We start from the raw sequence: 12377 nt of genomic DNA on the forward strand, positions 1-12377 counted from the left end.
GTTTAGATGTGTAACGTACGTCCGCAAATCAGGACGCCAGTCCGAGAGCGCGTTTGACCGGAGCAAAGCTACGACGATGATGTTCAGTCGCACCATGCTCTGCTAGCTTTTCCAAATGGAAAGCTGTGGGGTAGCCCTTATGTTGGGCAAAACCGTATTGCGGGAAGGAGAGATCAAGCTCTGCCATTTCACGATCGCGCGTCACTTTGGCAATTATTGATGCCGCACTGATTTCTGCAACCCGACTGTCACCTTTAACTACGGCCAGAGAAGGCATCGGTAATGCAGGGCAGCGGTTGCCATCAATCAGTACATATTCTGGAGCCACGCAAAGGCCTGCAACCGCACGCTGCATCGCAAGCATTGTGGCGTGCAAAATATTTAGCTGGTCAATCTCTTCGGGCTCAGCACGCCCAAGACTCCAGGACAGTGCTTTTTCGACGATTTCATCATAAAGCGCGTTGCGGCGTTTTTCAGAAAGCTTCTTCGAGTCGGCAAGGCCAATGATAGGCTTCGCCGGGTCGAGGATCACCGCAGCGGTGACGACTGCACCAACCAACGGGCCACGGCCGACTTCATCAACACCCGCAACCAGGTGCGTATGAGGATAAATAAATTCAATCATTGTGCGAGCTCCAGCACAGCATCGGCCGCCTGTTCATCGGCATTACAACGAATCTGCTGATGCAGTTCACGGAAGGTGTCATGCATTTGATGGCTCTGCGCGCCGTCTTCCAGCAACGGACTCAGCGCCTGCGCAAGTGCATTTGGCTCGCACTCTTCCTGCAGCAATTCTTTAACCAGTTCACGTCCAGCCAGTAGATTTGGCAGTGAAACGTAATCGGTTTTCACCAGTCGCTTCGCCAGCCAGAAAGTAAATGGCTTCATGCGATAGCCCACCACCATCGGGCATTTCGCCAGCATGCACTCAAGTGCCGCAGTACCTGATGCCAGCAATGCGGCATCGCTTGCCACCATCGCTTCGCGCCCTTGCCCATTAAGCAAATGCATTGTCAGGTCAGGCGCGACTTCTGCTTTGATACGCTCAAACTGCTCACGGCGTTTGGCATTAACCAAAGGAACGACAATTTCGAGCCCCGGGAAACGCTCACGCAGCAAAAGAGCTGTTTTCAGGAAATCCGCGCTGAGCATTTCAACTTCTGCCCCACGGCTCCCCGGTAATAGTGCCAGGCATTTCGCATCAGGGGAAATACCCAGAGTCGCGCGGGCGGCATTTTTATCAGGATCAAGCGGCATGGCATCCGCCATGGTATGACCGATAAACCGGCAAGGAACATTAAATCTATCGTAAAACGCTTTTTCGAAAGGCAGAAATGCGAGCACTAAATCCGTTGCTCTGCCAATTTTGAAAACGCGTTTTTGCCGCCATGCCCAAACGGAAGGGCTGACGTAATGAATGGTGCGAATACCCTGCTTCTTAAGATTGCCTTCAAGCGTGATATTGAAATCAGGCGCATCGATGCCGACAAAAACGTCTGGCTGCAATTCGGTGAAACGGCGCGTGAGATCGGCTCGGATATGCAATAAGCGACGCAGGCGACCGAGCACTTCAACAATGCCCATCACCGCCAGCTCTTCCATCTCATACCAGGCTTCACAGCCTTCAGCCTGCATCAGAGGCCCGGCAACACCAACAAAGCGAGCATCAGGATGACGAGCTTTCAGAGCACGAATCAGACCAGCACCAAGAATATCGCCGGAAGTTTCTCCGGCGACCAGGGCAATCGTAAGCGGACGACCAGGTTTCATTTAGCGAATCAGACCACGAGTTGAACGTTCAAAGAATTCAACAAATGCGTTCACTTCTGGATGCTGCTCGGCAATCGCAGCAATTTCAGGCTTCGCTTCTTCGAAGGTTTTCCCGCTGCGGTAGAGAATCTTATACGCGTTGCGAACAGCGTGAATAGCTTCTCTGGTAAAGCCGCGGCGTTTAAGCCCTTCGATGTTTACACCGAATGGCGTTGCGTGGTTGCCCTGCGCGATAACATACGGTGGAACATCTTGTGCCACACCGGAACAACCACCCACCATCACGTGTGCACCGATAATGCAGAACTGGTGCACAGCGGTCATGCCGCCAATGATTGCGAAATCATCAACGGAAACGTGACCAGCAAGAGTTGCGTTATTTGCGAGGATACAGCGGTTACCGACTGTACAATCATGCGCCACGTGAGCGTTGACCATCAGCAGGTTATCGCTACCCACCTTCGTCAAACCACCGCCCTGCTCTGTTCCGCGATGGATGGTGACGCTTTCACGAATGCGGTTGCGATCGCCAATTTCCACACGAGTTGGCTCACCGGCATATTTCAGATCCTGGTTAACTTCACCAATGGAAGCGAACTGATAAATCTCGTTATCACGGCCAATAGTCGTATGACCATTTACCACAACATGGGATTTCAGAACGGTACCTTCACCGATTTCAACATGCGGACCAACAATACAAAACGGACCAATATGAACGTTAGCACCAATAACGGCACCGTCTTCCACAATGGCAGATGGATGAATAAAGGCGGATTTATCAATCACGTATTAACTCTCCCGGCTGCGGGCACACATCATAGTTGCTTCGCAGACAATTTTACCGTCAACAGTTGCCACGCCTTTAAAGCGCGTCAGACCACGGCGGGTTTTCTCGAAAGTAACTTCCATGACCATCTGGTCACCAGGTACGACAGGACGTTTGAAACGCGCTTCATCGATACCAGCAAAGTAATAAAGCTCACCAGGTTCCAGTTTCCCTACGCTTTTGAACGCAAGAATACCGGTGGCTTGCGCCATCGCTTCAAGAATCAGCACACCCGGGAAAATCGGTTTACCAGGGAAGTGGCCCTGGAAAAACGGCTCGTTTACTGTGACATTTTTTACTGCACGTAAAAAACGCCCCTCTTCAAAATCCAGCACGCGGTCTACCAGCAAGAACGGGTAACGGTGTGGCAGAAGTTCCAAAATCTCTTCGATGTGCAGAGTATGAGTGTCGGTAGTCAAGATACTCTTCCTGTCTAAATGTACCAAATGACAATAATAACACGGCCTGCGACTATCTCGGGATAGCTAGCAGGCCGCAAATCAGTAAGCACTAACGCGTCTTGGGCGGGTGACTTTTAGTCTTGTTGATTGATTTTTTTCTCAACGGATTTCAAGCGTTTGCTGATCTCGTCGATATTCATCACCAACGCGGCTGTTTTACGCCACACTTTGTTCGGCTGTAGTGGAATACCTGAGGAGTAAACCCCCGGCTCTGTGATAGGGCGCATTACCATGCCCATTCCAGTCACGGTGACTTTATCGCAGATTTCCATATGGCCATTGATAACACTGGCACCACCAATCATGCAGTAACGGCCAATTTTCAGGCTGCCTGCCATGATCACACCGCCAGCAACAGCAGTATTGTCGCCAATCACAACGTTATGTGCAATCTGGCATTGATTATCAATGATAACACCATTGCCAATAATCGTGTCGTCTAGTGCGCCACGGTCAATCGTCGTACAAGCACCGATCTCGACACGATCGCCAATAATCACGCGACCAAGTTGGGGGATCTTCACCCAATTGCCACGATCGTTAGCATAACCAAAACCATCTGAACCGATGACGGTACCGGACTGAACCAGGCACTGTTCACCGATCTGGATTTCATGGTAAATCGACACATTCGCCCACAGGCGTGTGCCAGCACCAATTTTGGTATGTTTACCCACGAAACAGCCAGGACCAATCACGACGTTATCACCAAGCACTACACCAGATTCGATAACCGCATTGGCGCCAATGGCTACGTTATTACCCAACGTCGCAGTTGCATCAATCACTGCACTTGGTGCGATGTTTTGAGCAGGTTGCGGCGTGGAATCAAGGATTTGCGCCATGCGAGCATATGTGAGGTAGGGATTCTTCACTACCAATGCCGCGCTATGTGCGAAAGGGAGGTCGGCTTCAGTCATAACGACGGCAGAAGCCTGGCAAACAGCCAATTGCTCACGGTAACGTGGGTTAACCATGAACGTAATTTGGCCAGCCTGGGCCGTTTGCATAGATGCAACGCCGGTGATGACGAGATCGCCATCACCGTGCAAATCTGCATCCAACTGCTGGGCTAAATCAGCCAGTCGAATTGAAGACATTACTTATTTAACCTGTTTCAGAACATCTGAAGTGATGTCTTTAACACTGCTGCCAGCATAAGCAACGGTGTTAGCATCCAGAACTACGTCGATGCCTTTGTCGTCAGCAACTTTCTTCACTGCGCTCTGAATACGAGTAACCAGTTTGCCACGCTCTTCGTTAGAGCGACGTTGACGATCTTGTTCGAATGCCTGAGCTTTAGTCTGGAACTGCTGACGTTGAGCCATCAGATCTTTTTCAGCTTTGCTGCGGTCAGCAGCTTTCATGGTAGAACCATCGCGTTGCAGCTTTTGCATTTTGGACTGCAGGTCGCCTTCCATATTCTGCAACTCGCTTGCGCGGCCTTTAAACTCGTTTTCAAGAGTTTTAGACACACCGGTGCTCTGTGCTACCTGTTGGAACAGGTTGCCCATGTTTACTACAGCAATGCTGTCAGCTGCTTGAACGCTGGCAGATGCAGCCATAGCGAGGCCAAGACCTGCGGCAAATAACCACTTTTTCACAATAAACTCCTTACCATCCCGAATGTGTCCGAAGACACTCTTTTTTGCGTGTGCCAGTTCTGCATTTAGCGAACTGGCATCAACGCTACACTGCTTTTATGCATTCCTTCGCACAGAACAGTTACCAGGTTTTACCAATGTTAAACTGGAACTGTTCCGCTTTGTCGCCTTCGTACTTCTTGAACGGTTGGGCATAAGAGAAGACCAACGGCCCCAGCGGTGACATCCATTGCAATGCGATACCTGCTGACATACGAATATTACTTGGGTCACTGTAGTCCGGAATCCCGTCTGCAGAATACTTGGTATTATCCCAGTTAGTATCCCAAACAGTACCCATGTCCATGAACACGGAAGTACGCACAGAGTTCGCGTACTTCTCGCTCAAGAACGGCGTTGGCGTGATAAGTTCAAGACTTGCCACTGCCATTGCGTTACCACCGACTGCATCGTCAGAACTACAAACTTCAGTTGACGAAGCTTTGTTACAGTTATCTGTATCATTGCCGCCGTAATAAACAGCTTTAGGACCAATGTTATTTGACTGGAAACCACGAACAGTACTGGAACCACCGGCATAGAAGTTCTCATAGAACGGCATTTCTTTGCCGCCAAGACCATCACCGTAGCCCCAACGAGTACGTCCTAACATGACCCAGGTATGATCCTCATCAATTGGGAAGTAGCTCGCAGTATCCAGAGTCACTTTATAGAACTCGTTATCTGAACCCGGAACGGTCACTTTACCGTTCAGGTTTACGCGTGAGCCTTCTGTTGGGAAGTAACCACGGTCAAGCTTGTTGTACGTCCAACCATAGTTCAGCGTGAAGTCATCTGCAGCAAAACCATTGTCATCAGATGATGTGCTAGCCGATTGACCAACAGAATCCAAATAACGCCACATCGCAACCTGTGGCTGCATGTTGGACAGGTCGTTATGCACGTAACCTAAGCCCAGACGCAATGTGTTGTTTTCGTTAACCGGGAAGCCAAGCGTTCCGTCCACACCATAACTTGTGTTGGTGTAGTCAGAAAGATCCGCGTCATCAGCTTTAAAGTCATTGTAGAAGAGACGGCCACCGAGGCTCACGCCATCAACTGTAAAGTACGGATCGGTTACCGACAATTCAGCATATGTCTGATAATCGTTTTTGGTACCGTTGATACCAACCGAGTAGCCTGTTCCTAACCAGTTATCCTGTTGGACACCGACCTGGAAACTGATACCACTTTCAGTACCGTAACCCACACCAAAGTTGAAACTACCGGTGTTGCGCTCTTTAACTTTGTAGACCACATCAACCTGGTCAGGGCTACCTGACACACGTTGCGTATCAACATCTACAGTTTCGAAGTAACCCAAACGATTCAGACGATCTTTACCTGAGTTCACAAGATCGCTACCCAGCCAAGTCCCTTCCATTTGGCGCATTTCGCGACGCAGGACTGAATCTTTACTGGTGTCGTTGCCTTCAAAACGAATTTTACGCACGTAGTAACGGTTACCAGAATCAACGTTCACATGCAGTTTAACGGTCTTATCTGCATCGTTGATTTCAGGTTGTGTCTGCACTCGTGGATAGGCGTAACCATAACGACCCAACAATTTCTTGATGTCGTCTTCCATCTTGGTCACTTTGGTGCCGTTATAAAGCTCACCTGGTTTGAGTTTAGTCAGCGTTTCAATTTCTGCTGAGTGCCCTGCCAGATTACCGTTCACCGTCACGCCAGCAATCTTGTATTGATCGCCTTCTGTAACGTTGATGGTCACGTAAATGCTTTTCTTATCAGGCGTCAAACTGACCTGAGTCGAATCGATGTTAAAGCGTGCATAACCGCGATCCAGATAGTAACTGCGCAGCGTTTCGAGGTCGCCGGCCAGCTTCTGTTTCTGGTATTTACGGTCACCCACCACGTTCCACCATGGCACTTCATCGCGCAACTGGAAATGCGAAATGAGTTCATCAGTCGTAAACGCATGGTTGCCGACGATGTTGATTTGCTGAATTTTGGCAGAAACGCCTTCCTGGAATACCAGTTTCAGGTCAACACGGTTACGCGGCAATGGCGTAACAACGGCTTTCACGCTGGCACTGTACTTACCAACGCTGTAGTAGAAATCTTCCAGCCCTTTTTCAATATCAGCCAGGGTCGTTCTATCCAGTGATTCGCCGACACGCACACTAGAAGCCTCGAGGTTCTGCTTGAGCATGTCGTCCTTCACGGACTTGTTACCGGAGAAGGTAATACTCGCGATTGTCGGGCGTTCTTTCACCTGAACAACTAACGTTTCGCCATCACGAAGTACCCGGACATCTTCGAAGTTCCCGGTAGCAAACAGTGAACGAATAGTATTACTGATATCCTCGTCAGAGACAGTATCGCCTACGCGAACCGGCATGCTGAGGAGGGCCGCACCGACGGCGACTCGCTGCAGGCCTTCGAAATGAATATCCTTCACCACGAACCCGTCTGCACCGTATACGGTGGCGCTGCTAAACAGCAGCGACGCTATGAGCAACTTTTTCATCGCCATCGTTGTTATGCGTTCTTCCTAACCTATTCTCTCTAAAACCGAGAGAAATCATTGAAAAGTGCAAGCCCCATCAACAGCACCAGCAATATAGAGCCAATGCGGTAACTAAAGTCTTGAACTCGCTCGGAAACCGGCCCACCCTTTAGCTTTTCAATCGCCAAAAAGAGCAGATGCCCCCCGTCCAGGACGGGTAACGGAAACAGGTTGATTATCCCCAGATTAACGCTAATCAGCGCCAGGAACATCAGATAGTAAATCAACCCAGATTCCGCTGACATCCCTGCCCCTTGAGCTATAGAGATTGGCCCACTGAGGTTATTCAGTTTGATGTCACCGGTTATTAATTTTCCCAGCATGTTGACTGTAAGCTTCATCAGTTGCCAGGTTTTATCTGTGGCTTCTGCGACAGCAGCAAACGGCCCATACTGGCGTACTGTTTTATACTCATCAGGCAGCGGGATAACTTTTGGTACTACCCCCGCAAACCCTTCAGCCTTCGCTTTACCCGGTTTTGTATCCGGTATCAGCGTTAAAGACAAGAGTGCCCCTTGTCTTTCTATTTCTAGCTCCAGTGGGTGACCTGGATTGTCACGCACCTGACTAACAAATTCTGTCCACTGAGCAAGCGCCGCACCGTTGACTTTAACGATCCTGTCCCCGGCTTGCAAACCCGCTTTGCTCGCTGCGGAATCGGGCTGTACTTCTTGTAATACCGTTTCAATTTGCGGACGGCGAGGTCCGATGCCTAATGAAGTAATCGGATCCTGCTTTTCTGGCTCAAATTGCCAGTGGCGCAAATCAAGCGTTTTCTCACTTTTCAGATTTGAACCTAGTGGTGCCAGCGTAAGATTAACACTGTCATCACCAATCTTTGCCATCAACTCAAGTTGAACCGATTCCCAGTCAGGCGTTTCGATACCATCTATCGCTTTAAGTTCCATGCCTGGTGCAATTTGTGCTTCTGCTGCTATCGAGTTGGGCATTACTTCACCAACAACCGGACGAACACCAGGGACACCGATGATAAACACCAGCCAGTAGGCAAACACAGCGAAGATAAAGTTAGCAATAGGACCGGCTGCAATAATTGCAGCGCGTTGAGAAACGGTTTTGTTATTAAAGGCCTGATGGCGTAGTTCCGGCGTAACCGGCTCAACACGCTCATCAAGCATTTTGACATAACCACCCAGTGGGATCAGGGCGATTACAAATTCGGTACCGTGGCGATCGGAACGACGCCAGAGCGCTTTACCAAAACCAATGGAAAAGCGCTCTACTTTGACACCACAGCGGCGAGCAACCCAGAAATGGCCGAACTCATGCACGGTAATTAATACACCCAGTGCGACAATAAACGCAGCCAAATTCCAGAGTAAGCTCAGCATATAACCTTCCGTTAAATCGTCCTGAATACCAGCAATAACAGACAGGCAAATACCGGTACTGCTGCTGTGAGGCTATCAATGCGGTCAAGGATACCACCATGACCGGGGATCAGGTGACCGCTATCTTTAATCCCTGCTTCACGCTTAAACATACTTTCGGTTAAATCGCCCAATACTGAAGCAAGAGCGGCAATAACCGAACAGGTCAACAGAATAGCCGGTGACACATCCAGATTCGCCCACATGCCGAACAGCACGGAGATAATCGCAGAAGTGAACAACCCACCAAAGAAGCCCTGCCAGGTTTTACCCGGAGACACTTTCGGCGCTAATTTGTGTTTGCCAAACATTTTGCCAAACATATAAGCACCGGAGTCTGCACCCCAGACCAGAACCATCACATACAACAGCCAGATTGAGCCAGTGTAGTGGTTAATATCGTAATGCCAGTTACGTAATACAATCATGCCCCAGAAAAACGGCACAATCGTTAATACGCCAAACAATAGACGCAATGTTTTTGAGTTGCGCCAGATTGATGCAGAACCCGGATAAAACAACACCAGTAACAGCGCGGCAAACCACCAGGCAAGTGATGCCCATAGCGAAGCCTCAATCAACGGAATATGAACCGTACGCTGGTATTCGGGTAATGCATAAAGCATTAATGCCAGTAACAGACCACACAATACAGCAAGCCATACACGTTGAGAACGTGCTTTAAAACCTGCCAATTGTCCCCATTCCCAGGCTGCCAGCATACATACCACGAGGGTTGTAATAGCAAATCCTACTGGTGGAAGCCAGAATAACGCGGCAATAACCACCGGGATTAAAATAAACGCAGAAAGCAGGCGATACTTCAGCAAAAGTGACCCCCAACAGGCTTACTCACTACCAGGTGCTGTGCCGCCAAAACGACGCTCTCGATTTGCAAAAGCATTTAGTGCACCTTCAAAGTCTTGTTCATCGAAATCAGGCCAAAGAACATCGGTGAAATAAAGTTCTGCATAGGCAATCTGCCAAATCAGAAAGTTACTAATACGATGCTCTCCCCCTGTCCTAATTACTAAATCTACGGGAGCCAGTTCATTCATGCAGATTTGCTTACTCAGCATCTCTTCATCAATCTGGTCTGGACGTAGTAAGCCTTCTTGCACCTGTTCGGCAAGATGCCGCACACCTTGAATAATATCCCAACGACCGCCATAGTTCGCGGCAATATTGAGAGTCAAACCTGTGTTGGCACTCGTTAAGTCTTCGGCTTTTTTGATACGTTCTTGCAGGCGAGCATTGAATCGGCTGATATCGCCGATAATACGCAAACGGACATTGTGACGATGCAGACTTTTGACTTCACTGTCTAAAGCCCACACAAACAACTCCATTAGTGCGCTAACTTCTTGAGCTGGACGATTCCAGTTTTCACTACTAAAAGCATAGAGCGTAAGTGCATCTATACCATTATTTGCCGCAAAACTTACCGCCCGGCGAACAGATTTCGCCCCAGCCTTATGGCCGGAAACCCTCATCTTCCCTTGTCGTTTCGCCCAGCGACCGTTGCCATCCATAATAATGGCAACATGGCGCGCGCCATGTTCGGATTGTGTTTCGCTTAATTGTTGGTTTGCAGACAACATAACGCGTAATTATTCCCAGATAAGGATTAAGCGGTACTCAGAATGATCTCAGCTTTTACATAAAAAAGCCGTGCTATAACACGGCTTACCAATCTTTCAGTCAGTTATTCCTGGCCGAAAGATGGCGCAGACTATATCACTGAAGCACAAAGCTAACAAATAGAGGCATATCAGCTGAATAAATAATCATCGAGAAGCGATGCGCGTCACCAAACCTCGGGCAACCTCGCGTGCTTTCGCATCAACAGCAAGAACCTCTTCCACACTCTTCGGCTCAGTCAATTCAACACTATCAAGGACGGCACGATTTAAGGAAGCAATGTCTGTAAAACGTAGCTGTTGTTGCAAGAAAGCCTCAACCACAATTTCATTTGCTGCGTTCAGTACGGTCGTTGCAGCCTGTCCTTGCTCAAATGCTTCCATCGCAAGCTTCAGACAAGGATAGCGATGATAGTCCGGTTCCATAAAGGTGAAAGTGCCGATTTTACAAAAATCGAGCGGTTCAACACCTGACTGCACGCGCTCAGGAAATGCCATGGCGTGCGCGATAGGCGTGCGCATATCTGGAGCGCCTAACTGCGCCAGCACACTACCATCACGATAACGAACCATCGAGTGGATAACCGACTGCGGATGTATCAGTACTTCCATTTGTTTAGCTGAAGCATTGAATAGCCAACGAGCTTCAATGTATTCGAGACCTTTGTTCATCATGGTGGCCGAGTCGACTGAGATTTTACGCCCCATCGACCAGTTCGGATGGCTACAAGCCTGGTCCGGAGTCATTACTGTCAGTTCACCTAACGGCGTCTCACGGAATGGGCCACCTGATCCGGTAAGAATAATCGACGAAACGCCATTACCCTCAAGTTCAGCGTACCCGAGGTTTTGCTGAATTGTTTCCGGTAAACTCTGAAAAATTGCGTTGTGTTCGCTGTCGATAGGCAGAAGCTGTGCGTGGCTTCGTTGTACAGCATCCATAAACAGACGCCCACAAGTCACCAGTGCTTCTTTATTTGCCAGCAAAACTTGCTTACCCGCCGCAATCGCCGCAAGCGTGGGTAACAGACCTGCTGCCCCAACAATAGCTGCCATAACCTGATTCACTTCGTCCAGCGCAGCCATTTCACAAGCCGCCTGCTGCCCCGCCAGAACTTCAGTGCGACTCCCCTGCTCTTTGAGCAAACGGCGTAACTCACCGGCAGAGACTTCATCATCCATTACTGCCCAGCGAGGCTTGAACTCCAGGCACTGCTCAGCCATGCGCGCGACATTTTTCCCGGCAACCAGGGCCGTGACGGAAAACTTATCAGGATTATGACGAACAACGCTGAGGGTACTGGTACCGATAGATCCGGTAGAGCCAAGAATGGTCAGTTGCTTCATGGGACGCTCTGGAGTTTTAGTATGAATAATCAAATAAAAAACGCCGTAGACAATAATCGTGGCATGAGCCACGGCTTGCATACGGCGTTTGATCCGTCATCTCAACGGATTAGAACTGCATCAACTCAGCTTCTTTCTCAGCAAGTGCAGCATCTACTTTCTTGATAGCAGCATCAGTCATTTTCTGAACGTCGCCCTGAGAACGGCGATCGTCATCTTCACTGATTTCTTTATCTTTCAGCAGCGCTTTAACTTTGTCGTTAGCATCACGGCGAACGTTACGAACCGCCACGCGTGCGCCTTCAGCTTCGCCACGTACAATTTTGATCAGATCTTTACGACGTTCTTCAGTCAGTGCAGGTAGTGGAACACGAATGTCAGTACCAGCAGAGCTTGGGTTCAGACCGAGGTCGGAAGTCATGATCGCTTTCTCAACGGCCTGGCTCAGTGAGCGGTCAAACACGTTGATCTTCAGTGTGCGAGAATCTTCAACCGTTACGCTTGCCAATTGGCGCAGTGGAGTTGGGGTGCCGTAATACTCCACAATGATGCCGTCCAGCAGAGATGGTGAGGCGCGGCCGGTGCGGATTTTACTGATTTGGGTTTTGAACGCTTCTACGCATTTTTCCATACGCACTTCGGCATCTTTTCTGATATCGCTAATCACGTTACGAATCCTTGAAAACTGGTTTAGGGCAGACCACACTTCACGCCGCTATGCAGACGCTGCGAGCTAAGTATAGCCCTGTTTATTCATGGCGCCCGT

At 49.3% G+C, this 12377-nt stretch carries 12 protein-coding genes; all 12 read right to left on the reverse strand.

The features are described from left to right. Nucleotides 1–28 precede the first annotated feature (28 nt). A complete protein-coding gene (gene rnhB, locus AC0IXI_RS19385; protein WP_064516342.1) occupies nucleotides 29–625 on the reverse strand; it encodes a ribonuclease HII in 597 nt (198 codons plus the stop codon). After that, entirely contained in the window at nucleotides 622–1770 is a 1149-nt protein-coding gene (lpxB, locus tag AC0IXI_RS19390) for a lipid-A-disaccharide synthase (protein ID WP_413499495.1), read from the reverse strand. The genes rnhB and lpxB overlap by 4 nt, the downstream gene beginning before the upstream one ends. Beyond that, complete coding sequence (lpxA, locus tag AC0IXI_RS19395; protein ID WP_064516338.1) at nucleotides 1771–2559, reverse strand: acyl-ACP--UDP-N-acetylglucosamine O-acyltransferase; 789 nt, start codon at nucleotides 2557–2559, stop codon at nucleotides 1771–1773. 3 nt (nucleotides 2560–2562) lie between these two features. Further along, nucleotides 2563–3018, reverse strand: a complete 456-nt coding sequence (gene fabZ, locus AC0IXI_RS19400) for a 3-hydroxyacyl-ACP dehydratase FabZ (RefSeq protein WP_064516336.1) — start codon at nucleotides 3016–3018, stop codon at nucleotides 2563–2565. Between the two features lie 116 nt (nucleotides 3019–3134). After that, nucleotides 3135–4160 carry a UDP-3-O-(3-hydroxymyristoyl)glucosamine N-acyltransferase gene (gene lpxD, locus AC0IXI_RS19405; protein WP_154151412.1) on the reverse strand — a complete coding sequence of 342 codons (1026 nt, stop codon included), beginning with the start codon at nucleotides 4158–4160 and terminating at the stop codon, nucleotides 3135–3137. A 3-nt stretch (nucleotides 4161–4163) separates the two neighbouring features. Next, nucleotides 4164–4664 (reverse strand): molecular chaperone Skp, encoded by a 501-nt coding sequence (gene skp / locus AC0IXI_RS19410; RefSeq protein ID WP_134186986.1) that lies wholly within the window; start codon nucleotides 4662–4664, stop codon nucleotides 4164–4166. Between the two features lie 121 nt (nucleotides 4665–4785). After that, nucleotides 4786–7200 carry an outer membrane protein assembly factor BamA gene (bamA, locus tag AC0IXI_RS19415; RefSeq protein WP_064516330.1) on the reverse strand — a complete coding sequence of 805 codons (2415 nt, stop codon included), beginning with the start codon at nucleotides 7198–7200 and terminating at the stop codon, nucleotides 4786–4788. A gap of 32 nt (nucleotides 7201–7232) precedes the next feature. Next, on the reverse strand, nucleotides 7233–8585 hold the full coding sequence (gene rseP / locus AC0IXI_RS19420) for a sigma E protease regulator RseP (protein ID WP_134186988.1): 1353 nt from the start codon (nucleotides 8583–8585) through the stop codon (nucleotides 7233–7235). An 11-nt stretch (nucleotides 8586–8596) separates the two neighbouring features. Continuing rightward, nucleotides 8597–9454 carry a phosphatidate cytidylyltransferase gene (gene cdsA, locus AC0IXI_RS19425; protein ID WP_064516326.1) on the reverse strand — a complete coding sequence of 286 codons (858 nt, stop codon included), beginning with the start codon at nucleotides 9452–9454 and terminating at the stop codon, nucleotides 8597–8599. An 18-nt stretch (nucleotides 9455–9472) separates the two neighbouring features. Beyond that, on the reverse strand, nucleotides 9473–10225 hold the full coding sequence (gene ispU / locus AC0IXI_RS19430; RefSeq protein WP_064516324.1) for a (2E,6E)-farnesyl-diphosphate-specific ditrans,polycis-undecaprenyl-diphosphate synthase: 753 nt from the start codon (nucleotides 10223–10225) through the stop codon (nucleotides 9473–9475). Between the two features lie 186 nt (nucleotides 10226–10411). Beyond that, a complete protein-coding gene (gene ispC / locus AC0IXI_RS19435; protein ID WP_064516390.1) occupies nucleotides 10412–11611 on the reverse strand; it encodes a 1-deoxy-D-xylulose-5-phosphate reductoisomerase in 1200 nt (399 codons plus the stop codon). A 109-nt stretch (nucleotides 11612–11720) separates the two neighbouring features. After that, the gene (gene frr, locus AC0IXI_RS19440) at nucleotides 11721–12278 is read right to left on the reverse strand and encodes a ribosome recycling factor (protein ID WP_471682957.1); all 558 of its coding nucleotides are present in this window, start codon (nucleotides 12276–12278) and stop codon (nucleotides 11721–11723) included. Nucleotides 12279–12377 lie beyond the last annotated feature (99 nt).

It is taken from the genome of Buttiauxella sp. AC038 (genome assembly GCF_979253565.1).

Coding starts and splice junctions, on each gene's coding strand:
- rnhB (WP_064516342.1), bottom strand. CDS start 625: ATGATTGAATTTATTTATCCTCATACGCACCTGGTTGCGGGTGTTGAT.
- lpxB (WP_413499495.1), bottom strand. CDS start 1,770: ATGAAACCTGGTCGTCCGCTTACGATTGCCCTGGTCGCCGGAGAAACT.
- lpxD (WP_154151412.1), bottom strand. CDS start 4,160: ATGTCTTCAATTCGACTGGCTGATTTAGCCCAGCAGTTGGATGCAGAT.
- bamA (WP_064516330.1), bottom strand. CDS start 7,200: ATGGCGATGAAAAAGTTGCTCATAGCGTCGCTGCTGTTTAGCAGCGCC.
- rseP (WP_134186988.1), bottom strand. CDS start 8,585: ATGCTGAGCTTACTCTGGAATTTGGCTGCGTTTATTGTCGCACTGGGT.
- ispU (WP_064516324.1), bottom strand. CDS start 10,225: ATGTTGTCTGCAAACCAACAATTAAGCGAAACACAATCCGAACATGGC.
- ispC (WP_064516390.1), bottom strand. CDS start 11,611: ATGAAGCAACTGACCATTCTTGGCTCTACCGGATCTATCGGTACCAGT.